The following is a 25,247-nucleotide window of genomic DNA, read 5'->3' as shown; positions in this document are numbered from 1 at the left end:
AGGAAGTGGCTTATCCATGTCTATGAAGTTAGCGATTTTAGGCATTTTATTAGAAAAAGATATGCACCCTTATGAGATGCGTCTAAAGATGAAAGAAAAAGCTGTAGATCGCAATGCCAAAATTCAAATAGGGTCATTATATTACGCGGTAGATCAATTAGCTCTTCAGGGTTACTTAGAAGTTGTTGAAGTGATCAAAAGTGACAAACGACCGGATAAAACGGTCTATCACATCACAGATACAGGTATAGCCTATTTTGAAGAGTTGCTTATGCAGCAATTTGAGATGATGGAACCTGTATACCATCCTATGTATATTGCGTTAGCCTTTGCCAAATATGGGGATCAGAAAAAAATAGCTGCTGTGCTCAAGGAACGGGTTCGTAAGACAGAGCATCAGGTCAACTTTTATTATGAAATCTATCAAGACCATGTTGGTACGGTATCTCGGAGTGTCCTGTACTTGATGGCAGGAAGGTACGAACATGAACTCACTGAACTTAAATGGCTTCGCAAATTGTACGAAGATGCGGAAGCAGGACTGCTTGCTGAGATGGGGGAACGGATAGATTTAATCGACGATTAGGAAGATGCATGTTTAACTTATCGCAGATGAAGGTATAAAAGAAGTAACTTAAATCTTCAAGATGAGGTGAGTGAACATGACAGATCGTAAGCCTGATGGCAATGGACCTTCCGGTATGGATCATCCTGAGCAGTACAAGACCGATGAGGAGAGTCTATTCGACCGATTTGAAAGTGAACAGACGGTAGATCCTATTCCTGTAGAAGAACTGAACGAAAAGGTGCTCGATGAGAAGAACAAAGAGGAGACGAAACATACGTCTTCCACGGAGAAAAAATACAAAGTAGATTTTGAATAATAGAGATAGAAAGACCTCAGTCCTTGTTAGGACCGAGGTCTTTTTTTTCTTCTATTTTAATGTTAAGGATCCGTTCAAGAACGAAGCTCGGGAATTAGATTAGGAGGGGTTAACCCCTGAAGAGCGGCAATCAAGTTTTGTGCGGCTAGCATTGCCATCTGGTCTCGAGTGGTCTCTGTAGCTGAGCCAATATGAGGTAAAGTAATCACATTGGGCATAGAGAGAAGTGGATTATCCCTATCTACGGGCTCTTGTTCAAAAACATCCAGACCCGCTGCATAGATTTGCTTCGTCTGCAAAGCTTGAATTAAGGCTTGTTCATCCACAGTCTGGCCTCGAGAGGCATTGATGAATATTGCGGTCTTTTTCATCTTAGCAAATTGCTGCGCTCCTATGAGGTGTCGGGTCTCTTCCGTGAGCGGTGTCATCAGAACGATGAGATCCGATTGTTGAAGGAGTTCATCCAAGCTACAGTAACTGGCACAGAATTCTTGCTCTACTTCTGGGTTTCTATGGCGATTGTGATATAAGATCGACATGTCAAAACCGAATTTTGCACGTTTTGCAACAGCTTTTCCAATGCCGCCCATACCTATAATCCCTAAAATCTTATGATGAATATCGAGACCGAATAGGCTCTCATTATCTCCACGTTGCCAATGGCCGTCCTTTACGTACCGATCGAGTTCAGAAATGCGGCGTCCTGCCGTAAGCATCATAGCCATAACTAGATCTGCCACAGTATCATTTAATACGCCTGGGGTATGGGTTCCTATAACACCTCGCTTTCGAAAAGCAGGTATATCAAAGTGGTTGTATCCTACACTCATCGTACTTACCACACGGAGCTTTGGAGCAGCATCCAATAGTTCACTTGTAATTTTGCCCCCAGCTGTAAGTAGTCCTTCTACCTGTGCTACGTGCTCCCGTAATTCCTGCCTCGGAACGGGCGTCTCTTTCTCCCAGAACGTGCAGGTTGCATGCTGCTCCAGATATTCGCGTACCTCAGAAGGAATCGGTTTTGCAATGAAAATTTGAGGTTTCTGCACGGTACCTACTCCTCTCTCAAATCTAAGATGAGATGCTCACAAATTACCGATTATCCACAGTCTCCGGATATAGATCGTGATTCATTAATCGATGCTCTGCTATCGCTTCAAAGCGTGTCCCCGGTTGTCCATAATTGCAGTAAGGATCAATAGAGATGCCGCCGCGCGGGGTGAATTTTCCCCATACTTCAATATACCGAGGTTTCATCAATTGAATCAAATCATTCATGATAATGTTCATGCAGTCTTCATGGAAATCTCCATGATTACGGAAGCTGAACAAATACAGCTTAAGGGATTTACTCTCGACCATGTGTATATCTGGGATATAGCTAATATAGATCGTAGCAAAATCCGGCTGGCCTGTAATCGGACACAGACTTGTGAACTCAGGACAATTGAATTTAACAAAATAATCTCGGTAGGGATGCTTATTCTCGAACGATTCAAGGATCTTTGGATTATATTCAAAAGCATACTGGGTTCCCTGGTTCCCAAGCAGCGTAAGGTCTTTCATGTCTTGTGGCTGTCTGCCAGTCATTATGTTCTCCACCTTTAAATATATATGAATTAAGAAAATAGATATAAGTTATACATGTTATCAGAAAGCCCTCATACGCCCCGCTTGTTACCCCAGACGAGTGTATGAAGCTGCGGTAAGACACGTACATCATTGAGGACATCTGATTTCATCACAGCTTCAATCAGCGCTTCGTACTCATGAAGTAAGCTCGAAGCATGCCCTGGAATATCGTCAGTTTTTGTATCCGCATTCCCTACTTGCAGATAGAAGGGGCTGGAGGGATAGCGTAAGTGGACCTGCTTGGCAAAATCGAGGTCAGCTTCGTTAAAAATAACGATTTTGAGACTGTAACTATAAGCCGTGCCTCTTGTTGATAATCTGCTGATTAGATCATCTAGGACGGTCCAATTTGTGATCATACCGGAGCTAGGCGGTTTTGGCGAGACGGTAACCTCATGGATCTGCATCAACCAATCCTGCCAGCGAGATCCTTGCGTCTCTACAGCGATGCGGATGTGTTGTGATTCTAGAAGTTGAATAAGGGAAGCCATCTGCGGGAGGAGAGCTGGGTTCCCCCCAGATAAAGTAACATGGGAGAATCGGGTTCCGCCTATTAAGTGTAGCTTAGCCCAAATATCTTCTGGACTCATGAGCTGAATCATTTCTTTCCCTGTTCCATCCCAAGTAAAGGCAGAATCACACCAACTACAACGATAATCACAACCTGAGGTCCGAACGAACATCGTCTTCTGTCCAATAACCATGCCTTCTCCTTGAACCGTGGGGCCAAAGATCTCCATAACCGGGATCTTCCTTTCAGGTGCCAAGCTCAAAGGGCTAGACATCGAGCATCCACTCCCGCCGAATCTCTGCATAACTGGTAGGCGTCTCATAAAGACGCACAAACTCGGTGCGACTTTGGCTAACTTGGTTATCTGGATCAAGCTTGAGCGCCTCTTCCATTTGTTCATATAACCACACGACGATATTTTCTGCGGTAGTGTTCATCTTGGGAAGAGTTTCATTCAGATATCGATGATCGAGATAAGGTTCAATCCGATCTTTCCAGAGCTGCTTCAGTGTGCCAAAATCCATCATGAGACCGGATGCATCGGGAATTCCACTTACACCCAATACTACTTTGTACGTATGACCATGTAGATTTTTACATTTGCCTTCATAGGCATGTAGATGATGGGCAGCATCGAAGGTGAATTCTTTGCTAATTAGAACTCTACGCGTATGATAACGGAGTTCATGCTGCTGAATGTCGGTGCCGAACTGCTGTAATGTATCTACGATGCGAAAAGGTCCCGGATACTGGCTCATAACGGGGATACCTGTTCATTTTTTTGTGCTAGATATTGATCTAGTCCGGCTTGTCTGAGCTTACAGGCTGGGCATGTTCCACATCCACTTCCCTGTATACCGTTGTAGCAAGTCAGAGTACGTTCTCGGACGAATTCAAAGGCATTGAGCTCATCGGCTAGTTGCCAAGTCTGCGCCTTATTTAGCCACATGAGCGGCGTATGAATAACAAAGGGATGATCCATAGCTAAATTTAAAGTGACATTCAAGGATTTGACGAAGCTATCTCGGCAGTCGGGATAGCCACTGAAATCGGTCTCGCATACGCCTGTTACGAGATGCCGAGTTCCTTGCGTTTTGGCCAGAACTGCAGCAAAACTTAGGAACAAGTGGTTGCGACCTTCAACGAACGTACTCGGGAGTTCTCCAGGGTTCTCAGTGATCTCGATATCACTCCGCGTTAGCGCATTAGGCGCAAGTTGGCCAAGAAGACTCATGTCGAGGATTGTGTGCTTGACGTTCAGTTGTTGCGCGATCTGACGAGCACATTCAAGTTCCTGAGCATGTCTTTGTCCATAATTGAACGTAACAGTCTCCACTTCTTTAAATTGTTCTAAAGCCCAGAACAGACAAGTCGTGCTATCCTGTCCTCCACTAAACACTACAAACGCCTTTTCATTTTTGAGCATGCAAAAAAACCTCTCCATCTTCTGAATTTGAGTGTACTCGAATTACATCGGGTACGCTTCGAAGAGTGAGAGTTTCTTGAACTGACATCGATAAAAAATAGACCCTGTTCGCGGACGCAAACGGGCAATCATAGTTTTTTATAGAGGGAGTTCTCGAACCTCTCCCATGAGCTATAAGCTGCATGGATTGTCTTCTATATCGGTCTAGCTGGTTTAGTATACCATACTTAGGAGGGAAATTAGGGAGCTTTATATAGGAAAAATTTGCCTTTTCATCTATGCATGCTTAACATCATAGACATAACAATCTAAGGGATATGGATGGAGTGGAAAGATATGCGAACCGTAATGTTCTAAGCGGATAGGGCTCAGCGATGAGGGTATTATGAGCATTGAGATTGAATTTTTTGGACGTCTGACCATTCAAAGGTTAAAAATATAATACTGCTGTACCAATAGATGGTGACTAGAATATACTATGAAGGTAATTCCATTTCAACCTGGAACGAGAGGAGTTGAATCGTCTGCATGGACAGTCATAGGAGTAGCCAAAGCTCGTTAGAAGGCAGGATTTACGGGGAAGTCTTGAGGGTGAGGTCACAGCGGCCTATGGTCTGGACTTGGATTCAACTTGATTGTCTGCCTATAGGGTGAACCAGGCTCCTGAAGACTTCCTCTACTTAGGGGAGGGAATCGAGATGGGCAAAAAGCATTATCATATTCGCAAACAACCTTCGGTAGAAGCCTCAGCCATTCAAGGATTCGATATTGAACTGAATAAGAATCATACCGCTCGTATAGATCGTTTAGTTGATCATTATGAGAAGAGTATCCTTGCTCATCTAGATGATGAATATATTCGTAAGACCAGGTGGCCAGACCGGGTGGCCGATACAATTGCTTCCTTTGGGGGGAGCTGGAAATTCATGATCCTGTTTGCGTTGTTTTTAAGTACTTGGCTAATCTGGAATACGGTTCCATTTACACATCATTATGATGGACCACCTTTTATTTTATTAAATCTTTGCTTATCTTTTGTAGCGGCTTTTCAGGCGCCCATCATTATGATGAGTCAGAATCGTCAAGCAGCTAGAGACAAACATGAATCTATTATCGATTTTGCAATTAACTATAAGGCCGAATCTGAAATTGATGAAATGCAGACGCAGCTCCATAGAATTGAAGATGATCTAATATTCATGAAAGAATTGTTAATTAATTTAGAGGCAAAGGATAAAGTTGAGACCTGACAGGCATAGAGACATATAAAAGGCTAAGAGCAGGTCCGTTCGCGGAACTGCTCTTTGAATTGTCCTAGTAGGGTCTAGAACAAACGATGGAGATTTAGGCTCTGTTGGACGACACAGACTTATTATGATCCAGATGCTGTGGACAGAAAGTAGAGCAGGAATGAGTAGGTCATAGGTATTAAATGTTTGTGAGTCAATACTGATAAATTGAATATGGTTATGTATGAAGTGATAGGCCATGAGAGGAAGGATATAATTTCGGATCATCAGTAGAGGAAGCAACAGCTTCTCTTCTACAAAGCCCCCAAGAAGCCCACATGCTTAAGGTTCATCCTCTCGTATTTGTTGAATCCAGTTCAGTTCGACAGTTAAATATTGTAATCCATAATGGAGAACATGAATACGGTAATTGTGATTGGTGGCTTGTTCACGATTATGAAATTTATCTGCTAGATCGGCTTCCACACGCTCAAGTTGTTTGATTTCTTTACGTAACGTGTCTGCTCGTTCAGTAAGCCTCTTTTGGCGTGTAGGCTGGTCCAGATAATCAAAGAAAAAAAACCGAAGCATTTGTTCTTTTCGACTCAATTGTGTAGGAATCTGTAGCCAATCTAAGAAAGCTGCTTTCCCCTCAGGCTGAATATATGCGGTTTTTTTATTCTTTTGATTATCTGATTCATTTACGCCAATCCATCCTCTATTCTCCAATCTTTTTAAAGCGGGATATAGACTGCCATAACTAGCTTTGTAAAATAAGCCAATCGTTACGTCTACCGTTTTTTTTAGTTCATATCCACTCATAGGGCGTTCTAACAGCATGCCTAGAATGACAAAGTCCATCAATTCAATTCCTCCTCGATATCAATTAGAATCTACTATAAATAGGGTATTCTGTAAATATTAAATATATAAAAAAAGCCCCTAGATTCATAGGGACTTTTGGTTTGTATTTAAGAAAAAATCATTCTTTATATACATAGCAACAAGAATAGGCAATTAGCTTATAATCCGATGAAAAGCAGTGTCGAAATCTATAATCTCTCGATCTTTAGTACCGGGTATTTTCCATTCAAACTGCCCTTGGTCTGCAAGTTGCCCGGCGATAATTCGGATAGGAGAGCCGATGAGATCGGCATCCTTGAACTTTACACCTACTCGTTCTTCTCTGTCGTCCAAGAGTACTTCCACGCCAGAATCAAGAAGACGGTTGTAGAGCGCAGTAGCTAGAGCCATCTGATGTGTATCTTTCACTGAAATGGGGATGATATGAACCCGAAAAGGAGCTAGTTCAGTAGGCCACACGATGCCAGACTCATGTTGATACTGCTCGGCGACGGCAGACATAATTCGAGATACTCCAATGCCATAACAACCCATAACCATTTCTTGTGACTTGCCCTGCGCATCTGTGAATACAGCGCCTAAAGTCTTACTGTACTTATTTCCTAATTTAAAGACATGCCCTACTTCAATCCCGCGAATGAATTCCAAAGTATGATTACAAATAGGACAGTGGTCTCCTACAGAAGCATTGCGAAGAGAAGCTACGTGATGAAATGCAAAATCAATACCTGGCCTCACGCCAGTAAGATGAGTATCTACTTGATTTGCACCTGTAATCCCTGCTGTCATTACACTAACATCGGCATCGACCAGAATAGGGATAGTAAGTCCAATAGGGCCAGCAAAACCTACAGGTGCCTGCGTCACTTGAGATACTGTAGACGCGTCTGCTAACTCAACTTGTTCTGCTCCAACTTTATGCTTAAGCTTGATCTCGTTCACTTCATGATCCCCTCTAATTAAGACGGCCACGGGTTGTTGATCACAAAGGTAAATTAATGTTTTGATAAAGGAACTAGCTTCCACATTCATATAATCTACAAGTTCATCTATAGTATGAACACCGGGTGTAGAGACTACGATAGGAGAGGGGGAAAGTTGATTATTTTCTGAATAGAGTCCCCTATTAGCTAGACTAGAAGTAGACTCTACAGCACGATATTCGGCTTTTTCCAAATTAGCAGCGTAGTCGCAAGCAGTACATACAGCAAGGGTGTCCTCTCCAATGTCAGCCAGTGCCATGAATTCATGGGTTTCTCCTTCCCCTCCAATAGCTCCAGCATCGGCTTGTACAGCTCGGAAATTTAGACCCGTTCGGGTGAATACATTGGTATAAGCCTCATACATAGCCCGGTAGCTTAGATGAAGTCCATCCCCGTCCTTATCGAATGAATAAGCATCTTTCATTAGAAATTCACGGCCTCGGAGCAGACCAAAGCGAGGGCGTCTTTCATCTCTATATTTGGTCTGTATTTGGTAGAGGCTCAGTGGGAGCTGGCGATATGAATTGATCTCGTCACGAACTAAGGTGGTCACGACTTCTTCGTGTGTGGGACCTAAAGCGAATTCTCGGCCATGGCGGTCTTGTAGGCGGATAAGTTCCGGTCCATAACGCTCGTATCTTCCGGAGGCATGCCACAATTCAGCTGGCTGCATGGCGGGCATCGTGATTTCTTGTGCACCAGATTTATTCATTTCTTGGCGAATGATAGTTTCAATATTCTGGAGGACACGTTTGCCAAGTGGCAAATAGGTATAGATGCCTGAGGCTAAGGGACGAATATAGCCGCCTCTAATTAGAATTTGATGACTGATGGCTTCTGCCTCGGAAGGTGCTTCTCTTAGCGTAGGAATGAAAAGCTTGGATTGTTTCATCCGGATCAACTCCTTTTCACAGTGCTGAGTGTAGGTTTAGACGCAAAAAGAACGCAATCGTCAAGGGACGAATGCGTTCGTGGTACCACCCTAATTTATCAACGTAGATCTTAACGCTGATTTCTTATCATAGATAACGGTATGAACCGGCAGCAGAGCTGCGGCTTCTAAGACAGGAAAGAAGCAGAAATGTGCAGGGAAGTCTTACAGCCGATGAACTTCCTCTCTGGATTGCCGTATCTGCATCTTGATTCTTAGTCAAGCGCCTTTTGGATCTTGTAATATTGAAGTATGCTGTAGCTGTGTCTCATTAATGTAAATATTTATGCATATTATCGAAAGAATTGTCAAGTTATTCTTCTTCTCGAAGTGAGCCGCGTTCTGTGTTCTTGCCGTAATAAATCTCGTCCATCTCAATCTTAAGGCGTTCTGTAATGGCAGCTTGTTCTTCAGAACTTAATTTTTCTTTGGTATAGCCAAACAAATAGTTATCCAGATCAAATTTTTTGAGTTTACATTTGGTATGGAATATATGTTCCTGATATACATTCACATCGATCATATCGTACAGACGTTTATCTTTATCTGGAATGTAGTTCTGAATGGAACTGATATCATGATCAATAAATAACTTCTGTCCGTTAATATCTCTAGTAAATCCCCGCACCCGGTAGTCCATCGTCATCATATCTGGTTCAAATGACTGGATGAGATAGTTCAATGCTTTTAAAGGAGAAATCTCGCCGCAAGTAGAAACATCGATATCTGCACGGAAGGTGCTTATACCCTCGTCGGGGTGAGACTCTGGATACGTGTGTACGGTAATATGACTCTTATCCAGATGGATTACCGCGGAACTTGGTAATGGGCCGGGCGTTTCATCGTAAGACTCATTAGGTACTTCTACAATGGGACCTTCGGATACGAGCATCGTTACACTGGCGCCTTGCGGGACGTAATCCTGCTTGGCAATATTAAGCACATTTGCACCAATAATATCAGCCACAGAGATCAAAATCTTGGTTAGGCGATCCGCGTTGTATTGCTCATCGACATATTCAATATAGGCATCTCGTTCTTCCGTTGTTTTGGTATAGCAGATGTCATACATATTAAAACTTAAGGATTTGGTCAAATTGTTGAAGCCATGCAGTTCAATGGCTTTTTCTGGTGTCAATTTCATCAGTGGATTCCCCTTATCAAAGCTTATAATGAATGCCGCAGCTTGCATAGTATTTCATACATTCTTATACCCATTCCAAAAGAACCATAACATCTAGGTCTCCGCGTCTTAACGAGTAGGAGTAATGCGGAAAGGCTTCATGAAAATTTTCGGAATGTCCGTATCGAACCGCATAACAATCCCTGTTGTCGGATGTTCAAAAGCAAGAACGCGAGCATGAAGTCCCAGACGGCCTAGTAATTTGGATTTGGATCCATATTTCTTATCGCCTGCCACCGGATGACCGATTTCTTCCATATGCACACGGATTTGATTTTTGCGTCCTGTTTCGAGATTCACTTCTAGCAAGGTGAAGAATTTATCTCCTTGCAATTTTCTGTAATGAGTAATAGCTAATAGTCCGTCATTTGGATGAGGACTAGAGTACATTTTAAGCGTCGCACTTTCTTTTAGCCATGAACGAACCGTTCCCTCTTGCTTCTTCACTTCTCCATCCACTAGAGCTACGTACGAACGTTCTTTGACCATATCCTGCCAAGCATTTTGCAGTTTCTGTTGGATACTTTCTTTCTTAGCAAAAAGCATCACGCCTGACGTATCCCGATCCAGTCGATGTACGATGAATATGCGTGCTTTCTCATCTTCTGCTCGCACATGAGCCATCAATTGGCGATAGGCGGTAATTTCATTCTCCTGCCCTGTAGCTACAGAAAGTAAGCCGTGCTCCTTTTGAATGACGATAATGTCATCATCCTCGAACATAATCTTCATACCAATTAAAGCAGGTGCTGCTTTTGCTTTTTGTTTGTAGATCGTTACGATGTAGCCAGGTTCAAGCTGATAGTTATAAGCCGTAGTTGGCTCACTGTTCACTGTAACCTGTCCGCGTGCCAAAATAGCTTTGACTGCATTTCTTCCTAAGTTACTAAAGGTCTCCAGAAGAAAAGGTAGCAGTTCCGTGGTTTCTTTTACCGTACAGATTCGCGGCTTAACAGCTGCACTGATTCGGGTTGGTTTGGATGTGTAGTTCGACTTGGGTTTAGCTCCGGCCTTTGGCTTTGGCCGCGTCGTGTGTTTCTTAGCTGAATCTTTCTTTTTCATAACAACATGAACCTCCTGAATTCTAGCTCCGATATCCGGAATTGATCTAGACCGATGATACCTTTATTTCTGGCCTCTGGTCAACGTCCACGCGGTTGCCCTATCGGACAAAGCCCGTTACACTTAAAGAATACAGACGCCTTCGCTTGAAGGACGAGTACAGTAAGGAGCCTTAATGATGGATACCGAACAACTTACAATGGATCGTGCGCAGCAGTTGCTGCAGACATTTTATGGATACCCTGACTTTCGTGAGGGACAGAAAAAAATTGTGGAAAGTCTTCTACAAGGGGAAGATACGCTAGGAATTATGCCAACAGGAGGCGGGAAATCTATCTGTTATCAGATCCCTGCGATGCTGCTCACGGGCTTAACACTAGTTGTATCACCATTGATTTCATTAATGAAAGACCAAGTGGATGCGCTGACGACCATGGGCATTCCAGCGGCATATATTAATAGTTCCCTAAGTGGAAAAGAAGTGAATGTTAGAATTCGGGCAGCGCAGCGTGGCGAACTCAAAATGTTGTACGTTGCCCCCGAGCGACTTGAGCTGGACTGGTTCCGTGATGAGATGGCTGAACTGCATATTGCCTGTGTTGCTGTAGATGAAGCGCACTGCGTATCTCAATGGGGCCATGATTTTCGGACGAGCTATCTTGCCGTGGCGCCATTTGTAGCTTCTTTGCCTAGGCGTCCTATACTTGCAGCCTTTACCGCGACAGCTACACCTGAAGTTATGGATGATATGCTTCGATTATTGCGACTTCAGGAACCTGCGATTTTCGTAACGGGACTTGGCCGAGATAATTTGGCGATGTCTGTGTTAAGAGGCGAGAATAAGAGAGAATACGTTATGAATTATACGTCCCAGCATGAATCCCAGCCGGGCATCATCTATGCGGCTACGCGTAAGGATGTGGATGATCTGTATGATAGATTACGTGCATCAGGTGTTCAGGCCGGAAGGTACCACGCGGGACTACCCGATCAAGAGAGAGCGGATAACCAAGAAGCTTTCCTGTATGACGATATTCGGGTCATGGTGGCGACCAATGCTTTTGGGATGGGCATTGATAAGTCTAACGTAAGATATGTCATTCACTATAATATGCCTAAAAACATGGAGGCTTATGTTCAGGAAGCGGGCCGTGCGGGCCGAGATGGGGAGCCTAGTGACTGTATCCTTTTGTTCAGTGCACAGGATATTATGACGCAAAAATTCCTTATTGAACAGAATCCGCAGGAAGGTGATCGCAAGCGCAATGAGTACCGCAAGCTTCAGCAAATGATTGAGTATTGCTATACCCATCGTTGTCTGCGGTTCGCGATGCTTGAATATTTTGGCGAAGAGCACGATCAGAAGCCTTGCGGGATATGTAGTTCGTGCCGGGATGAACGTGAACTGACAGATATGACGAAGGAAGCCCAAATTATATTTTCTTGTATTTACCGGATGCGGGAGCGTTTCGGGGTAACGATGGTGGCTGGTGTGCTGAAAGGTTCACAGAACAAGAAAGTACTACAGAACGGATTTGATAGCTTGCCTACGTATGGGATGATGAGAACTCAGACCGAGAAGGAGATTTCGGAACTTATTAACACCTTTGTAGCTGAGGGATATCTCACATTATCTGAAGGGCAGTATCCTGTGGTCAAGCTCCAACCCATTGCAGTAGACGTACTAAAGGGTCAGATGCAGGTTATGCAGCGGGCCCCTCTTCCAGTGGCTGCTTCCGCATCCAGCTCTCGCCGTAGAGGAGGATCTACAGTAGATTTAGGTCCATCGGCGGTAAATGAGACGGTATTTGAGCAACTTCGTCTGATTCGCCGCGAGTTAGCGCAGAGTGAGAAAGTTCCTTCTTATATTATTTTTAATGATGCTACCTTGCGAGAAATGAGTGTGGTTTGTCCACAGACAGAGTCGGCTATGCTAAAGATTAAAGGGGTAGGCGAAGTGAAATATCTTAAATATGGTCGCCCGTTCTTGGAATTTTTTCAAAATACTGGAGTAGCAGATTCAGACTTGTTGGATTAGTTTCAATTCCCTTCAATTCATTACACATAAGGAAGGTGAAGCATGAAGGTCATTTTGTCTACACTTAATGCTAAGTATATCCACACGTCGCTAGCTATTCGCTTACTCAAAGCCTATAGTGATCATGCCTTTGATATTGATTTAGCCGAATACACGATTAAGGATCCCGCTTTAAATATTGTCTCCGATTTGTTCAACAAAAAGCCGGATGTTGTTGGATTCTCCTGCTACATTTGGAATATAGAAGAGACGTTGAAAGTTGTAGAAATCCTCAAAAAAGTTATGCCAAATGTAACGATTGTGCTTGGTGGGCCAGAAGTGTCATACGACACGGAGTATTGGATGAAGCGTGCAACAGCTGTGGATTGCATCGTCATGGGCGAAGGAGAGGAAGTATTCCATCGTTTGTTAGAGGAATTAGAGGGAGACCGCAAGTTCCATTTTGTATATGGAATAGCTTACCGTAAGGGCGAAGAGATCATTCTTATGCCATCTCACCCTAAAAGTGATCTAAATCAGCTACCTTCTCCGCATCGTTTTCCTGAAGATATTCCGAATCTAGGCAAACGTATCATCTATTTCGAGACAAGCCGAGGATGTCCTTTCAACTGCCAATTTTGCCTGTCTAGCATAGAGGTCGGTGTAAGATATTATGATATCGAACGTGTGAAATCGGATATTTTGTATCTCATTGAGCATGGTGCCAAAATCATTAAGTTCCTAGATCGGACATTCAATATCAATCGGAGCTATGCGATGGAGATGTTTCAATTTCTTATCAATAACCATCAAGGATGCGTATTCCAGTTTGAAATTACGGCAGATATTATGCGACCAGAAGTGCTAGACTTTTTAGCTGAGCATGCACCTGCGGGTACGTTCCGCTTTGAGATCGGTGTACAATCGACGAATGATGAGACCAATGAATTAGTGAAGCGTCGCCAGAATTTCACGAAGCTTACAAGGACGGTTACGACGATTAAAAATAGTGGGAAAATTGATCAGCATTTAGACCTGATTGCTGGACTTCCGGACGAAAATTATGATTCTTTCCGCAAGACATTTAACGATGTGTTTGCCCTAGGTCCTGAAGAACTCCAACTGGGATTTCTCAAAATGTTGCGTGGAACAGGTCTGCGTATGGATGCAAAGAAATATAACTACACGTATATGGATCACGCTCCTTATGAAATTTTGGGGAACGACGTCCTTCCTTTTACGGATATTGTTAGACTTAAGCGTCTTGAAGATGTGCTGGAAAAGTATTGGAACGCGCACCGACTAGACAATACTCTCCATTATCTGATGCTTCATGAGTTTGAGTCTCCGTTTGACTTCTTCCAAGATTTCGGTAACTACTGGGAGTCCCAAGGATGGCAGCGAATCGGGCATCAACTGGAGGATTTATTTACACGATTGCAAGCGTTCTTAGATGATCGCGGGCTGAAAGAACCTGCCATAGTCAGAGGACTCATGCAGCTCGATTACTTCATGGGACACAAGTATAAACCACGTAAAATTTGGTGGGCACCTGCGGTGGATAAAGAACGCCGAAGCAAATTATACAAGCTCATGCTGGAGAATCCCTCAGCTGTATCTGGAAACTTTGCTAGCTTAGCGATCGATGAGAAAGAATTGCTTAAACATGCTGTCGTAGAAGAGATTTCATTTTCCTTAACCCATGTGCTAGATGGTCTTGCGTCATCTCAGCCCGTTCCGCATATGCTAATCGTGATTTATCAGCAAAATGAGGAAGAACGTCCTTTCATCTTCACGATGCCCATGCAAGAAATGCTTCGACAAGCTCATAGTTAGACTAATGTTGAAATACGTGGCTAATAGTGAATCGCATTCTCTAATTCACCTCTAGATACTGCCTTGACAAAAACCTTTCCTGCACTTAGCGGGAAAGGTTTTTTGGTATTAACTATAGTGAAGAGAAAGAGGAAGAGGGCAGCTGTTGATCTAGCCAATGGATTACATCTAGCGTGACTTCTTCCCGGTTCAGTTCATTAAGAATCTCATGTCTGCCTCCCGGATATAACTTGTAGGATACATCCTGTATTCCTAATTCCTCATACATTTTGGCGAGAGACAATACTCCTTTTCCTTGAAGACCCACAGGATCGGCCTCCCCACTGAACAAATAGACAGGCTTATCCAAGGGGATAAGAGCCATCTGTTCCGGGCGATGGATTTCTAGCAATAGTCGGAAGAAGTCTCGGAAGAATCCGGTACTACTTACGACGCCGCAGTCGGGATCGTTCATGTACTTATCGACCTCTTCAGCATCTCTAGATAGCCAGTCGAAGGGCGTTCTAGAAGGTTTGAAGATCTTTTCATATCTACCGAATACGAGTCCGTTTAGAATCATAGAGCGGTGGCGAGCTCCTTGAAGTTTGAAGAGAAGGCGAGCTACCTTTTCACCGATGCCAATCATGCTCTGCTTGCCGCAAGTTCCCGATAGAAGAAAGCCTGCATATCGTTCCGGGTAGGAATACATCATTTTTTGAGTTAAAAAGGACCCCATACTATGACCTAATAGAAAGATAGGTGTATTAGAATGTCGTTCCTGAATGACCTGGCCTAATTGATTCATATCTTCCGTCATATAGTGAAAGCCATCTTCACCGGAGAACCCAAGCTCTTCAGGGCTTCCAGCGGTTCTTCCATGACCACGGTGATCATTGGCATAGACGGCAAAGTTAGCTGCAGTCAATGCTCCAGCTAATCGTTCATATCGTTTGGCATTCTCAGCCATCCCATGAGCAATTTGAATGATGGCTCTGGGTGAAGAAGAAGGGGAGCCCGTCTCTGCTTCTGTAGGAAACCAGTGATAGACATAAATGTCTTTACCATCTGCACTCCACATATTGAAGTTCCGTGCTTCCAAGATCATTCACCTTCTTTATTCATTTAAGTTTTTAAGTTTTTAAGTTTTTAAATTTTTAAGTTTTAAATTTTTAAGTTTTGAGTTTTGAGCTTTAAGTTTTAAGGAGTTAAACGTGCAGGTTCGAAAAATTCTATACGTTCTCCATCTGGGCCATTGAAGAAGAAATATCGACTTCCATTGGACAAGGATTGAATCTGTGCACTCCGCCCAGACAGGCCGAGCTCAGCAATACGAGAATATTCTTGTTCTATATGGCTGACCGTGAATGCCAGATGATTGACGCGTCCTTCACTAGCTAGATCGGGAGCATCTTTTTTCCATATAAGTTCAATTTCGACGCTATCCTGCCCCTGAAACCCCATAAATGCAAGACGCACATCATCTTCAACTTCACCTAACGTATACAAATGCTTGAGATTCAAAACCCTTATATAAAATTCAATGGAATCTTCCAGTGCTGATACGTAGATTCCGATATGTTCAATTTTATGGACACTCATGGTATTGCCTCTTTTCTTCTTGTTAAAATCTGCTTTATCGCTTCTCTATAGCCATTAAATAAGGAGCTGCCGCCTTTTGTGGCTGTCTATAGAGAATGGCCTGCGCCGCTTCCGCGGGCAGGCCCGCCGCCCATGCCTCGGCGGCAAGAGCCTCGGCCTCCCCACCGGGGTGGCCGGGATACAAGACCGCGGTAATAATCCCCCGCGGTCTCAAAAGAACCAGCGCAGCCGCAAGCGCTTTTAGCGTGCTTGCGGTCTGCGTAATCAGCGCCGCATCGGCGCCAGCAGCCGGCAAATAGCCTAAGTTGAACATCACCGCGCCCACGCGTCCGTGATGTTCCTCGGCTACGGCCGCACACATCTCTGCGTGGCTTCGCTCCACGAGCGTCACGCGGGCGAGATTCAAGGCCGCTGACTTCGCAAGACGTTGCTCTGTCAGAGCCAGGGCCTCGCCCTGAACATCAAAGCTGTACACCTGCCCGCGGCGGCCACAAGCCTTAGCTAGAAATAGTGTATCCGCCCCTGTGCCTGCCGTGGCGTCTACAGCGATCTCACCCGGCTGCAGCCGCTCGCCGACAAGGCGGTGCGCCATGCTAAGAACAGAGAGAAATCCCATAGCTTAACGTCCCCTCCAGAACTTGCCCTGCCAAGTATCTCTTTTTTTTAATTCGTCATCGATAGTATTTAATACTTCCCATTTCTTTAAGCTCCACAACGGTCCGATTAAGAGATCTCGCGGCGCATCGCCTGTAAGCCTGTGGACAATCATCTCAGGAGGCAGAAATTCAAGGGTATCCACAATCAGCTTAATATATTCATCTTGCTCAAGGAAGCGAAGTAATCCTGCTTCATATTGCTTAACCATTGGTGTCTTGCGCATTAAATGAAGGAGATGAATCTTAATGCCCTGTACATCCATGTTAGCCACGGCACGTCCTGTATCCAGCATCATTTCATGACTTTCTTGTGGTAACCCGTAAATAATATGGGCACAGACTCGAATGTTACGTTTGCGCAACTTTTCAACTGCTTCGATATAACACTTCGAATCATGGGCGCGGTTAATTAACTCCGAGGTCGATTCATGAATCGTCTGGAGGCCCATTTCGACCCATAAATACGTCCGTTCATTGAGTTCAGCCAAATAATCAACCACCTCATCAGGCAGACAGTCAGGCCGCGTTGCAATCGATAACCCGACTACACCAGGTTGTGCGAGAATGGTCTCGTAATATTCTCTAAGCTCTTCTACAGGGGCATAGGTATTGGTATACGCCTGAAAATAGCCAATATACTTCGCATTAGGCCATTTAGTATGCTGTCTATCTCTAATATTGTTGAACTGAGTTACCAAGTCATCCCGGCGACTGCCGGCAAAATCACCCGAGCCCCTTGCACTACAAAAGGTGCAGCCACCCTTGGCTATAGAACCATCCCGATTGGGGCAAGTAAATCCAGCATCCAGCATCACTTTGAACACCTTGCCACCTAAAGCATCGTGCATTTCGGTATTCCATGTATGAAAGCGCTTATCTCTCCACAAGGTCGGTGAGGTAGGGTTTTGTATACTCATGAGAACTCCTTTAATACAGACGTAATGACTTTACATTTCTAATACATTGTATCAAAAAACACAAATAAAAGGGAACTTCCCCGGTCTGGTTGCAATTGGCTTCGCATTTGTGCTATTTTATTTACAGCGTCGGCCTGATAAGCTTAGAACAGAATAATATCGTCACTTTAGACAGCGAACGTCCTAGAACGACGCGGAATCCGCTCAGCGGACCTTGAAGATCGTTGGACCCCAATTCCAAATAGATTCGAAGAGAGAACCTTGCCTGCTCGCGCGGTGCAGGGTTCTTTTTTCATTCTTTTTGGGGTAGACTGGGCTTTACATTTATAATGAACTTCGGCACAATATTCTGGTAGTGGACAAAGACGACAATGGATTACATGTAGAAGGCGGAGATATGAAATGCGTTTACGTGGCAGAAAAGGAATTCGGGAGAATTTAGAGGCTCAGCAGGAACTGGTTGTATTAAATCCCCGGGAATATAAAGGTCGTTGGGCTGAGTTTTTCGGAAATGACAATCCGATTTATATTGAACTAGGCATGGGAAAGGGGCAGTTCATTAGCGGGATGAGTGCTAAATATCCAGATTGTAATTTTATCGGTATGGATATGTATGATGAACTGATCCGCCGGGCTAGCGAAAAGGCTCGCAATATTTGGCTTGAGCAGGGAGAGAATGAGCCTCCTAACGTTAAGTTAGCACTTGGGAATATTGAGGATTTGGAAGAGTTCTTTGCACCCGACGAAGTGGAGCGAGTCTATTTGAACTTTAGTGATCCTTGGCCGAAATCGCGTCATGGACGCCGCCGTCTAACCCATCCAAGATTTCTAGATAAATATAAAGTGGTGCTGAATGATAAAGGTGAGATTCATTTCAAGACGGATTCGTTGACCTTATTCGAATTCTCACTGAATTCCTTTGCGGCAAGTGGGCTGCAAATGAGCGACATCTCGCTAAGTTTGCATCGTGAAGGAATTAACGAAGCGCACATTATGACAGAGTATGAGACAAAATTCCACAATCAGAACATGCCGATATACCGAGTGGAAGTAAAGATGGGTAGTCAGGCACTTAAGCAATACCACGAGCACAAGATGGAGAAATTCTAATTTTTCTTCCAGTAGTGCTTTGGCTATTTCACCTGTGGATACACAATCCGCAAGTTTCTTCATGCCACAAGGGGCTGTTCATTAGTCATTGACTAACGGACAGCCCCTTGTTTTTTTTCTAGTAAATTCATAATTGCTTGTGCACTTTGCTTAGGATGATAACAATTGATTTGCTGAATAACTTCCTGACGTCTTGCTTGAACATCGTCGTAATGTTCTGTAAGACGGTGAATCCAATCTTTTATAATTTCGAGGTTCGTAATGGGTGTACCCCAACCTTGTGCTGTGAAATAGTGTGAATTTTCTTCTTCTTGACCAGGAAGAGGTTGGTGGAACAACATAGGAATTCCTTTTGCAAGCCCTTCCGTGCAGGTCATGCCTCCGGGTTTGGTGATAAGCAAATCTGAGATTTCCATGAGCTTATCTATTTCCTTGGTAAATCCTAAGAGATGAATATGGGGATGCTTAAAGCGAGAATCCTCCTCCATTTTATGGAGTGACTTTTTATTGCTCCCGAAGCAAAAGATAATTTGAATCTGATCACGATACCTGGCAAGAAGGGCATTGACAGTCTCGTCCTTCATAAACCCCCAGCCTCCACCCATAACAAGGACAGTCGGCATATCTTTCAGCCCGAATTGATCTAAAATATCTTCTTTACTATGACGTTCCCAAAAATTAGGGTGAACAGGGATGCCTGTGATTTGAATGTTAGATTCAGTTACACCGCGTTCCAGGAGTTTGTTCTTAACCTGAGGTGTAGAGACTAAGTAACAGTTAACTTCACGACTAATCCAAGTACCATGAACATCATAATCCGTAATGACCGTGCATAAAGGTACATCCAAACCAAGTCGCTTCATTCTTGCAATCACCGCACTTGGGATGGGGTGGGTACACACAATAACATCAGGATGAATTTGACGGATAAGCTGTGTTGTCTGTGTATAAAAAATTCGATGAAGAGCCAGCGTCGTCAGTCGATTTAGAGATTTTTTGTAATTACTTCTATACATCATACGTACCAGCCTAGGCTGGGTGGAAAGGGTCTTTTTATAGGCTGTAATTATAAAGGGAGCGACTCTGGGGTTCAAGAAGCTACCGAGCTCAAGAACTTTTGTTTGTACATCAGGCGACAGTTTGCGAAGACTGCTGGATAGTGCGTAGGCCGCCTGAGTATGTCCCGCCCCGAATCCCTCCGATAAAAGCAAGACTCTTTGTTTGTCCACGTTGATTTCACCTTTTCCGCAAGGTTTTACATTAACTTATCATGTATCTTATCATGATCGGGCTTAAGGCCACAATGCAACGGTTCCAATTGCAACGCCCGTTCCAATCACTGCTCCTGCTAATACATCTGAAGGATAATGAAGTCCAAGATATATTCTAGAGAAACCGACGATTAGAGCGATGGGGGCAAGTAGCAAAGCAAGCATAGGCTCCATAATCATAAAAGGCATGGTGACGGAAAAAATAGCCGTCGTGTGACCAGAGGGGAAAGAGTGATCGCTTAAGGGTCCCCGGAATGTTCGTGTATCTGGCATGGCTAGGTAGGGTCGCACTCGTGGATATAGTTTTTTAGCAATAGCAACGGGAATATGACTGATGGCGAGAGATACTGCTGCAATAAGACCTGTATGGCTGTAAGGTTTAGCTGCAAATATCCATATAGCAAGGGTGGAAGCGATAGTAAATGTTGCTCCGCCTAGATGGGTGAAATAAAATAACCAAAAGTTAAGAAAGCTTCGATGGAGTCCAGTGTTAATGCCTATGAAAATTCGCTGGTCCCAGCGTTTGAAGTTCAGTACAAGACGGCGCATATGATCCCTCCACATGAACGAGCTCTGAGGTAAGCTCGCATCTTTCTCTACACATTCATTCTTTTGTTGATCATTGAGAATATATGTCTTAACCATATAACCAGTTGGAGCTATCATGAACAAAATTTAGAATATATTCTAACCTGCATAGAAACATACAAATCTGAGTATAGCTTATTTTTAGATTTCAAAGCAGGTAGAGTTTTTTGACTTCTTATGTATCCACCTTATACAATGATTCAGATGATATCAAAAAAGTTTAAAAATAAGTGAAGCTTTGTGTCAACTTTTAAATGTTGTTTCGTTTGTATAAATATATTTCTTCGTTTTTTCAATTCATCCTCTACATTTAGAGATATGATGAAATAAAATTGGTCGAAATGGATGAAAATAAGACCTAAGTGATGCGAAAGTTAGGACGAGGTAAGGAATCAATAGCTTATATCCTTTCTGAAGGCAAAATTCACCCCAAAAAAGAGGATTTAGCCTTTTGACAAATGGAGTGATTTCATAGAAAATCGATATGTCTGACTTTTGCCCAACATAAATATATAGGGTAGGGTTTTGATATAACAGTTACTAATGAAATAGGGTCATATTTACAACTGCGAATATCAATGATCTAGAGAGAAAGAATGTAGTTCAATTTCATGAGGGTTAAAAGGGGGTTTCTAGGGAATCATGTTGGATGCCATTATTATTGTGCTCCAGGTCTTCTTGGCAGCAATTGGTGTTTATCAGTTCGTGTTCTCTTTGTTTGGCATGTACAAGAAAAAGAAAAAGCAACAATTTGCTCCTTCCAAATCATTTGCGGTTCTAGTAGCTGCACATAACGAAGAGCAGGTTGTAGGTGCTTTAATGGAGAACTTGAAGCTTCTGAATTACCCAAAAGATTTGTATGATGTATTTGTAATTTGTGATAACTGCACGGATGGAACGGCTAGCATCGTTAAGAGTCATGGCTGGAATGCTTGTGAACGAACCAATCCAACGCTTCGAGGTAAAGGGTATGCAATTGAATGGATGCTTAAGGAATTATGGAAGCTGCCTCGTCAGTATGACGCCGTCGTCATGTTCGATGCCGATAACTTAGCACATCCTGATTTCTTGAACGAAATGAATAATGATTTATGTACGGGTGCACGCGTAATTCAAGGTTACATCGATACTAAAAACCCTGAAGATTCATGGGTTACTGCTGCTTATGGCGTATCTTACTGGTATGTGAATCGGTTATGGCAGCTTCCACGTCACAATCTAGGTATGGCTAATTTCCTCGGAGGTACAGGAATGTGCTTCGAGACTGAGCTATTGAAAGAAATTGGATGGGGAGCTACTAGCCTTGTAGAAGATTTAGAATTTACGATGCGCTGTGCAAGTCAAAATATATATCCTAAATTTAATTATGATGCCAAAGTATTTGATGAGAAGCCTCTCACTTTTAAAGCCTCTGCACGTCAGCGTCTACGTTGGATGCAAGGTCATTTCACCGTAGCTCGGAGATATTTCCTGCCTATGCTCTGGAAGAGTATTAAGGAACGTAGTATAGCTAAGCTCGATTTAGCACTATATGCGGTAAATGTATACATCGTGCTGATCACCTTCTTGCTAACCGCTTTTATATGGGTAGATCAGTCTTTGTTTAACGGACCTCATTTCACTACGATGTATAGTTATCTGCCTTTCTGGGTTTCGGTCGTAGCGATTGTTATGAACGTATTTATTTTTGTTATGGCTATGGCACTTGAGAAAATTACGTACAAGAAAGTATATTTATATCTTGTCTTGTTCCCGATTTATCTCATCTCTTGGTGGCCCATTACGTTTTATGCTTTCTTTACGCAAAACAACAAGCAATGGAGCCATACCGAACATACACGTGTTGTTCGATTGGAAGAAGTACAAAGTAAACAGGGATAATGATCCCTGTTTTTTTTATGGGATTATACTTGATAATAGTTTTCTGTTGTGATATAGTATATCAAGTATTGCTGTTAGCAAGTTTTTGGATTGCAAGCAGAGGCCCAGGCTTCTCACCTGACTGACTTTGGTTGGCGGGTTTTGATCCAATGATTTATGAATGTGAACGTTCATGAAGAATTGACGATCAATAAGGGATGCGGGGATATACCTGTATCCCTTTTTTATTATGTAAAATTAAAGTACTAGGCATGAAATCAATAATAATCTTTGGAGGTGGACAGTTATCAGTAAAGAACATATGATCAATGATGAAATACGGGCGAAGGAAGTTCGGTTAGTAGGTGCAGAAGGGGAGCAGATCGGAATTAAGCCGATTCGTGAAGCACTGCAAATGGCTATCGATCTGAATCTTGACTTAGTGAACGTAGCTCCTACGGCGAAGCCGCCGGTATGCCGTATTATGGATTATGGCAAGTTCCGCTATGAGACACAAAAGAAAGAAAAAGAAGCTCGTAAGAATCAAAAAATTGTCGACATCAAGGAAGTTTGGTTCCGTGCCAACATTGATGAACATGACTATCAAACGAAGCTACGTAATGTTATCAAATTCTTAAATGAAGGCGATAAAGTGAAGTGCTCCGTACGTTTCCGTGGCCGTGAGATTGCCCATGCTGACATCGGCAAAAAGATTTTGGATCGTGTCAAAGAAGAGGTTGCAGAACTCTCTGCTATTGAACGGCTGCCAAAATTGGAAGGTCGCAGTATGATTATGATTTTGGCACCGAAAAACTAAGCGATTATGCTTATAACCTATAAGGGGGAAATAAAATGCCTAAAATGAAAACACACAGCAGCCTTAAAGGCCGCTTCAAAATTACCGGATCCGGTAAAGTAAGACGTTACAAAGCAGGCCGCAACCATTTGCTTTCTGGCAAATCCAAGAGCGCTAAGCGCGTATTGGCTGGTAGTCCTGTAATGTATTCAGGAGACGTGAAACGTTTGAAACAAGGTTTGTCCAATCTTAAGTAGTAGAACACACTTTCTGGGAGGTTTTTTGATATGGCAAGAGTAAAAGGCGGATTCGTCGTTCGTCGTCGTCATAAAAAGGTTTTGAAGCTTGCTAAAGGTTATTTCGGCTCCAAACACCGTATTTTTAAGACAGCTAAAGAACAAGTAATGAAATCATTCATGTATGCATACCGTGACCGTCGTCAAACGAAACGTGATTTCCGCAGACTGTGGATCGTTCGTATTAACGCGGCTGCTCGTTTGAACGGTCTGTCTTACAGCAAATTGATGTATGGTTTGAAGCTTGCTGAAGTTAACATCAACCGTAAGATTCTTGCGGATTTGGCTGTTAATGATTTGAACGCGTTCAATTCTTTGGCTTCTGTAGCTAAAGAAAAAATTAACGCTTAAGTCAATACGAATAGAGATCAGGCGTCCCTTCGGGGACGCCTGTTTTCGTTGTGTAGGACAAAGATACAAGCGAGGCCAGCGCTTGGGGCATACATTGAGGAGAACATAGGGAGGAGGGGAAATAATGAGCGTATCTACAGTAAAAAAAGATGCTCTGAAGCTGGTCGGCAAACATATTGTAGCTTATAAAAAGGACGGAAGCAGAGTAACAGGGAAATTGCTAAAAATTAGCGGTAACCGTCTTATTCTTGAAAGAACTAAAGGTAAAAAAGTGCAGACGAAGGCTATTATACCATTGGTATTGTTTGACTTGCTTGCAGTCGGAACTGCCCCTTATGCTTTTGGTGGTGGATTCGGCGGCTACGGTGGTGGCTATGGTGGTGGTTATGGACCTGGATACGGTGGCGGCTATGGTGGTTATGGACCCGGAATTGGCCCAGGCTATGGCGGCTACAATGGAGGATTTTTCTAAAGAATTAATGTATGAATCTTGTGTGTAACGTTTTCTCCATCTCATAACAAAGAGAAATGGGGACATATCTCGTAGTTTTATAGCCTAGCTTCTTATAAAAGACTTTAGCACGTTTGTTATCTTTATCTACCATCACTTTGGCCCGATTGCACCCGCGGGAAGTTGCAAAACTCTCAGCTTGTGACAGGAGCGTTTTTCCATAGCGTTTGCGCTGTTCTGCGGGGGCTACGGCCATCATATCGATATAAAGAAGATCGCCATGAATCATGAAATGTACAAATGCAACTGCATCTGCTTCATAGTTAGGAGATCCTATAAGTGTCACACCACGCGTAAGGCGCTTAGGTAATTCCCGGATGACAGCATCCAGACTTCCCTTAGATAAATGGGAGTGGGGGACCAGTTCCTGTTCGATCAGACGATAGATTACGGGGTCATCTTGACGGGGTCTTCGATAGCGAATCATAGGCGGCTATTCCTCCTTACCCTACATAATCGTGGGCAACGTATTACATCATATGGATATAGAAGAAAAGGGTTCCAAAGAAAAATACGAAATAAAGGGTATTGACTATTCGCTTGAATGGATCATATAATGTTTCTAAACATTTTAACGCGATAACGCGATCGGCTATGATGAGGACGAAGTGCTAAGGGCTCTATTGTTCAGAGAGTGGATGGATCAGCTGTAACCTCCACCAATATCCCTTTATACGAGCTCACCTCGGAGCTGTTCTCCTGAAAATTTTCTTTCTAGATTTTACATTCCAAGTGTTTGGATGGAGAGAAGGGTA

General features: G+C 43.3%; 27 protein-coding genes and 1 riboswitch. Of the genes, 11 read left to right on the top strand and 16 right to left on the bottom strand.

Translation table 11 applies throughout. The features are described from left to right. The first annotated feature begins 16 nt into the window (after nucleotides 1–16). On the top strand, nucleotides 17–586 hold the full coding sequence (locus J2Z69_RS07555) for a PadR family transcriptional regulator (RefSeq protein ID WP_209860799.1): 570 nt from the start codon (nucleotides 17–19) through the stop codon (nucleotides 584–586). A 76-nt stretch (nucleotides 587–662) separates the two neighbouring features. Further along, nucleotides 663–884 carry a hypothetical protein gene (locus J2Z69_RS07550; RefSeq protein WP_209860797.1) on the top strand — a complete coding sequence of 74 codons (222 nt, stop codon included), beginning with the start codon at nucleotides 663–665 and terminating at the stop codon, nucleotides 882–884. Nucleotides 885–958: 74 nt separating this feature from the next. Here the strand turns inward: J2Z69_RS07550 and J2Z69_RS07545 are convergent, their stop codons facing one another. The 5 genes from J2Z69_RS07545 to queC form a co-directional block, all read right to left on the bottom strand. Beyond that, nucleotides 959–1,933, bottom strand: coding sequence for a 2-hydroxyacid dehydrogenase (locus J2Z69_RS07545; protein ID WP_209860795.1), 975 nt, complete (start codon nucleotides 1,931–1,933; stop codon nucleotides 959–961). Nucleotides 1,934–1,976: 43 nt separating this feature from the next. Next, nucleotides 1,977–2,474, bottom strand: a complete 498-nt coding sequence (gene queF / locus J2Z69_RS07540; protein WP_209860794.1) for a preQ(1) synthase — start codon at nucleotides 2,472–2,474, stop codon at nucleotides 1,977–1,979. A gap of 71 nt (nucleotides 2,475–2,545) precedes the next feature. Continuing rightward, nucleotides 2,546–3,301, bottom strand: coding sequence for a 7-carboxy-7-deazaguanine synthase QueE (gene queE, locus J2Z69_RS07535; protein ID WP_209860792.1), 756 nt, complete (start codon nucleotides 3,299–3,301; stop codon nucleotides 2,546–2,548). Then, entirely contained in the window at nucleotides 3,294–3,785 is a 492-nt protein-coding gene (queD, locus tag J2Z69_RS07530) for a 6-carboxytetrahydropterin synthase QueD (protein WP_209860790.1), read from the bottom strand. The genes queE and queD overlap by 8 nt, the downstream gene beginning before the upstream one ends. After that, complete coding sequence (gene queC / locus J2Z69_RS07525) at nucleotides 3,782–4,453, bottom strand: 7-cyano-7-deazaguanine synthase QueC (RefSeq protein ID WP_209860788.1); 672 nt, start codon at nucleotides 4,451–4,453, stop codon at nucleotides 3,782–3,784. The genes queD and queC overlap by 4 nt, the downstream gene beginning before the upstream one ends. Nucleotides 4,454–4,582: 129 nt before the next feature. After that, nucleotides 4,583–4,621, bottom strand: a riboswitch (PreQ1 riboswitch). A gap of 530 nt (nucleotides 4,622–5,151) precedes the next feature. Here queC and J2Z69_RS07520 point away from each other — a divergent pair. Continuing rightward, on the top strand, nucleotides 5,152–5,703 hold the full coding sequence (locus tag J2Z69_RS07520) for a DUF1003 domain-containing protein (protein WP_209860786.1): 552 nt from the start codon (nucleotides 5,152–5,154) through the stop codon (nucleotides 5,701–5,703). Nucleotides 5,704–6,024: 321 nt separating this feature from the next. Here the strand turns inward: J2Z69_RS07520 and J2Z69_RS07515 are convergent, their stop codons facing one another. The 4 genes from J2Z69_RS07515 to J2Z69_RS07500 all read right to left on the bottom strand — a co-directional run bounded on the left by J2Z69_RS07515 (nucleotide 6,025) and on the right by J2Z69_RS07500 (nucleotide 10,705). After that, the gene (locus tag J2Z69_RS07515; protein WP_245339093.1) at nucleotides 6,025–6,543 is read right to left on the bottom strand and encodes a PadR family transcriptional regulator; all 519 of its coding nucleotides are present in this window, start codon (nucleotides 6,541–6,543) and stop codon (nucleotides 6,025–6,027) included. A gap of 156 nt (nucleotides 6,544–6,699) precedes the next feature. Continuing rightward, nucleotides 6,700–8,421: a proline--tRNA ligase gene (locus tag J2Z69_RS07510; protein WP_209860784.1), complete on the bottom strand. Its 1,722-nt coding sequence runs from the start codon at nucleotides 8,419–8,421 to the stop codon at nucleotides 6,700–6,702. Nucleotides 8,422–8,773: 352 nt separating this feature from the next. Then, nucleotides 8,774–9,604 carry an adenosylmethionine decarboxylase gene (speD, locus tag J2Z69_RS07505; RefSeq protein ID WP_209860783.1) on the bottom strand — a complete coding sequence of 277 codons (831 nt, stop codon included), beginning with the start codon at nucleotides 9,602–9,604 and terminating at the stop codon, nucleotides 8,774–8,776. A 108-nt stretch (nucleotides 9,605–9,712) separates the two neighbouring features. After that, nucleotides 9,713–10,705 (bottom strand): RluA family pseudouridine synthase, encoded by a 993-nt coding sequence (locus tag J2Z69_RS07500; RefSeq protein WP_209860782.1) that lies wholly within the window; start codon nucleotides 10,703–10,705, stop codon nucleotides 9,713–9,715. A 178-nt stretch (nucleotides 10,706–10,883) separates the two neighbouring features. Here J2Z69_RS07500 and recQ point away from each other — a divergent pair, with 178 nt between their 5' ends. Next, on the top strand, nucleotides 10,884–12,743 hold the full coding sequence (gene recQ / locus J2Z69_RS07495) for a DNA helicase RecQ (RefSeq protein ID WP_209860781.1): 1,860 nt from the start codon (nucleotides 10,884–10,886) through the stop codon (nucleotides 12,741–12,743). Nucleotides 12,744–12,785: 42 nt separating this feature from the next. Further along, nucleotides 12,786–14,558 (top strand): B12-binding domain-containing radical SAM protein, encoded by a 1,773-nt coding sequence (locus tag J2Z69_RS07490; protein WP_209860780.1) that lies wholly within the window; start codon nucleotides 12,786–12,788, stop codon nucleotides 14,556–14,558. A gap of 112 nt (nucleotides 14,559–14,670) precedes the next feature. On the opposite strand, the gene J2Z69_RS07485 is transcribed toward J2Z69_RS07490, so the two are convergent. The 4 genes from J2Z69_RS07485 to mnmL all read right to left on the bottom strand — a co-directional run bounded on the left by J2Z69_RS07485 (nucleotide 14,671) and on the right by mnmL (nucleotide 17,709). Continuing rightward, nucleotides 14,671–15,642 (bottom strand): alpha/beta hydrolase, encoded by a 972-nt coding sequence (locus tag J2Z69_RS07485; RefSeq protein ID WP_425354989.1) that lies wholly within the window; start codon nucleotides 15,640–15,642, stop codon nucleotides 14,671–14,673. Between the two features lie 92 nt (nucleotides 15,643–15,734). Continuing rightward, nucleotides 15,735–16,136 (bottom strand): VOC family protein, encoded by a 402-nt coding sequence (locus J2Z69_RS07480; protein WP_209860779.1) that lies wholly within the window; start codon nucleotides 16,134–16,136, stop codon nucleotides 15,735–15,737. A 34-nt stretch (nucleotides 16,137–16,170) separates the two neighbouring features. Continuing rightward, nucleotides 16,171–16,752: a tRNA 5-(aminomethyl)-2-thiouridylate-methyltransferase MnmM gene (gene mnmM, locus J2Z69_RS07475; RefSeq protein WP_209860778.1), complete on the bottom strand. Its 582-nt coding sequence runs from the start codon at nucleotides 16,750–16,752 to the stop codon at nucleotides 16,171–16,173. Nucleotides 16,753–16,755: 3 nt separating this feature from the next. Continuing rightward, on the bottom strand, nucleotides 16,756–17,709 hold the full coding sequence (gene mnmL / locus J2Z69_RS07470; RefSeq protein WP_209860776.1) for a tRNA modification radical SAM protein MnmL/YtqA: 954 nt from the start codon (nucleotides 17,707–17,709) through the stop codon (nucleotides 16,756–16,758). Nucleotides 17,710–18,111: 402 nt separating this feature from the next. Between mnmL and trmB the strand changes: the two genes are divergently transcribed. Beyond that, complete coding sequence (gene trmB, locus J2Z69_RS07465; RefSeq protein ID WP_209860774.1) at nucleotides 18,112–18,819, top strand: tRNA (guanosine(46)-N7)-methyltransferase TrmB; 708 nt, start codon at nucleotides 18,112–18,114, stop codon at nucleotides 18,817–18,819. Between the two features lie 92 nt (nucleotides 18,820–18,911). Here the strand turns inward: trmB and J2Z69_RS07460 are convergent, their stop codons facing one another. Further along, nucleotides 18,912–20,048 carry an MGDG synthase family glycosyltransferase gene (locus J2Z69_RS07460; protein ID WP_209860772.1) on the bottom strand — a complete coding sequence of 379 codons (1,137 nt, stop codon included), beginning with the start codon at nucleotides 20,046–20,048 and terminating at the stop codon, nucleotides 18,912–18,914. Between the two features lie 63 nt (nucleotides 20,049–20,111). Next, nucleotides 20,112–20,639 carry a phosphatase PAP2 family protein gene (locus tag J2Z69_RS07455; RefSeq protein WP_209860770.1) on the bottom strand — a complete coding sequence of 176 codons (528 nt, stop codon included), beginning with the start codon at nucleotides 20,637–20,639 and terminating at the stop codon, nucleotides 20,112–20,114. Between the two features lie 681 nt (nucleotides 20,640–21,320). Between J2Z69_RS07455 and J2Z69_RS07450 the strand changes: the two genes are divergently transcribed. The 5 genes from J2Z69_RS07450 to J2Z69_RS07430 all read left to right on the top strand — a co-directional run bounded on the left by J2Z69_RS07450 (nucleotide 21,321) and on the right by J2Z69_RS07430 (nucleotide 24,453). Continuing rightward, on the top strand, nucleotides 21,321–22,559 hold the full coding sequence (locus J2Z69_RS07450; protein WP_209860768.1) for a glycosyltransferase family 2 protein: 1,239 nt from the start codon (nucleotides 21,321–21,323) through the stop codon (nucleotides 22,557–22,559). 301 nt (nucleotides 22,560–22,860) lie between these two features. Beyond that, complete coding sequence (gene infC / locus J2Z69_RS07445) at nucleotides 22,861–23,355, top strand: translation initiation factor IF-3 (protein WP_209860767.1); 495 nt, start codon at nucleotides 22,861–22,863, stop codon at nucleotides 23,353–23,355. Nucleotides 23,356–23,390: 35 nt separating this feature from the next. Beyond that, complete coding sequence (gene rpmI, locus J2Z69_RS07440) at nucleotides 23,391–23,591, top strand: 50S ribosomal protein L35 (protein ID WP_209860765.1); 201 nt, start codon at nucleotides 23,391–23,393, stop codon at nucleotides 23,589–23,591. A 30-nt stretch (nucleotides 23,592–23,621) separates the two neighbouring features. Beyond that, nucleotides 23,622–23,981, top strand: coding sequence for a 50S ribosomal protein L20 (gene rplT / locus J2Z69_RS07435; protein WP_209860763.1), 360 nt, complete (start codon nucleotides 23,622–23,624; stop codon nucleotides 23,979–23,981). 124 nt (nucleotides 23,982–24,105) lie between these two features. Further along, nucleotides 24,106–24,453 carry a hypothetical protein gene (locus J2Z69_RS07430; protein ID WP_209860762.1) on the top strand — a complete coding sequence of 116 codons (348 nt, stop codon included), beginning with the start codon at nucleotides 24,106–24,108 and terminating at the stop codon, nucleotides 24,451–24,453. Between the two features lie 4 nt (nucleotides 24,454–24,457). On the opposite strand, the gene J2Z69_RS07425 is transcribed toward J2Z69_RS07430, so the two are convergent. After that, a complete protein-coding gene (locus J2Z69_RS07425; protein ID WP_209860761.1) occupies nucleotides 24,458–24,919 on the bottom strand; it encodes a GNAT family N-acetyltransferase in 462 nt (153 codons plus the stop codon). Nucleotides 24,920–25,247 lie beyond the last annotated feature (328 nt).

Source organism: Paenibacillus shirakamiensis (genome assembly GCF_017874255.1).
In the GTDB taxonomy this organism is placed as follows: domain Bacteria; phylum Bacillota; class Bacilli; order Paenibacillales; family Paenibacillaceae; genus Fontibacillus; species Fontibacillus shirakamiensis.
Note: the sequence above shows the minus strand (reverse complement) of the source record. Positions and strands in the feature narration are given on the sequence as shown.

Excerpts from the sequence above, each read along its gene's own strand:
- J2Z69_RS07555 (WP_209860799.1), top strand. The coding sequence starts at position 17 with ATGTCTATGAAGTTAGCGATTTTAGGCATTTTATTAGAAAAAGATATG.
- J2Z69_RS07550 (WP_209860797.1), top strand. The coding sequence starts at position 663 with ATGACAGATCGTAAGCCTGATGGCAATGGACCTTCCGGTATGGATCAT.
- queF (WP_209860794.1), bottom strand. The coding sequence starts at position 2,474 with ATGACTGGCAGACAGCCACAAGACATGAAAGACCTTACGCTGCTTGGG.
- queE (WP_209860792.1), bottom strand. The coding sequence starts at position 3,301 with ATGTCTAGCCCTTTGAGCTTGGCACCTGAAAGGAAGATCCCGGTTATG.
- queD (WP_209860790.1), bottom strand. The coding sequence starts at position 3,785 with ATGAGCCAGTATCCGGGACCTTTTCGCATCGTAGATACATTACAGCAG.
- queC (WP_209860788.1), bottom strand. The coding sequence starts at position 4,453 with ATGCTCAAAAATGAAAAGGCGTTTGTAGTGTTTAGTGGAGGACAGGAT.
- J2Z69_RS07520 (WP_209860786.1), top strand. The coding sequence starts at position 5,152 with ATGGGCAAAAAGCATTATCATATTCGCAAACAACCTTCGGTAGAAGCC.
- J2Z69_RS07515 (WP_245339093.1), bottom strand. The coding sequence starts at position 6,543 with ATGGACTTTGTCATTCTAGGCATGCTGTTAGAACGCCCTATGAGTGGA.
- J2Z69_RS07510 (WP_209860784.1), bottom strand. The coding sequence starts at position 8,421 with ATGAAACAATCCAAGCTTTTCATTCCTACGCTAAGAGAAGCACCTTCC.
- speD (WP_209860783.1), bottom strand. The coding sequence starts at position 9,604 with ATGAAATTGACACCAGAAAAAGCCATTGAACTGCATGGCTTCAACAAT.
- J2Z69_RS07500 (WP_209860782.1), bottom strand. The coding sequence starts at position 10,705 with ATGAAAAAGAAAGATTCAGCTAAGAAACACACGACGCGGCCAAAGCCA.
- recQ (WP_209860781.1), top strand. The coding sequence starts at position 10,884 with ATGGATACCGAACAACTTACAATGGATCGTGCGCAGCAGTTGCTGCAG.
- J2Z69_RS07490 (WP_209860780.1), top strand. The coding sequence starts at position 12,786 with ATGAAGGTCATTTTGTCTACACTTAATGCTAAGTATATCCACACGTCG.
- J2Z69_RS07485 (WP_425354989.1), bottom strand. The coding sequence starts at position 15,642 with ATGATCTTGGAAGCACGGAACTTCAATATGTGGAGTGCAGATGGTAAA.
- J2Z69_RS07480 (WP_209860779.1), bottom strand. The coding sequence starts at position 16,136 with ATGAGTGTCCATAAAATTGAACATATCGGAATCTACGTATCAGCACTG.
- mnmM (WP_209860778.1), bottom strand. The coding sequence starts at position 16,752 with ATGGGATTTCTCTCTGTTCTTAGCATGGCGCACCGCCTTGTCGGCGAG.
- mnmL (WP_209860776.1), bottom strand. The coding sequence starts at position 17,709 with ATGAGTATACAAAACCCTACCTCACCGACCTTGTGGAGAGATAAGCGC.
- trmB (WP_209860774.1), top strand. The coding sequence starts at position 18,112 with ATGCGTTTACGTGGCAGAAAAGGAATTCGGGAGAATTTAGAGGCTCAG.
- J2Z69_RS07455 (WP_209860770.1), bottom strand. The coding sequence starts at position 20,639 with ATGCGCCGTCTTGTACTGAACTTCAAACGCTGGGACCAGCGAATTTTC.
- J2Z69_RS07450 (WP_209860768.1), top strand. The coding sequence starts at position 21,321 with ATGTTGGATGCCATTATTATTGTGCTCCAGGTCTTCTTGGCAGCAATT.
- infC (WP_209860767.1), top strand. The coding sequence starts at position 22,861 with ATGATCAATGATGAAATACGGGCGAAGGAAGTTCGGTTAGTAGGTGCA.
- rpmI (WP_209860765.1), top strand. The coding sequence starts at position 23,391 with ATGCCTAAAATGAAAACACACAGCAGCCTTAAAGGCCGCTTCAAAATT.
- rplT (WP_209860763.1), top strand. The coding sequence starts at position 23,622 with ATGGCAAGAGTAAAAGGCGGATTCGTCGTTCGTCGTCGTCATAAAAAG.
- J2Z69_RS07430 (WP_209860762.1), top strand. The coding sequence starts at position 24,106 with ATGAGCGTATCTACAGTAAAAAAAGATGCTCTGAAGCTGGTCGGCAAA.
- J2Z69_RS07425 (WP_209860761.1), bottom strand. The coding sequence starts at position 24,919 with ATGATTCGCTATCGAAGACCCCGTCAAGATGACCCCGTAATCTATCGT.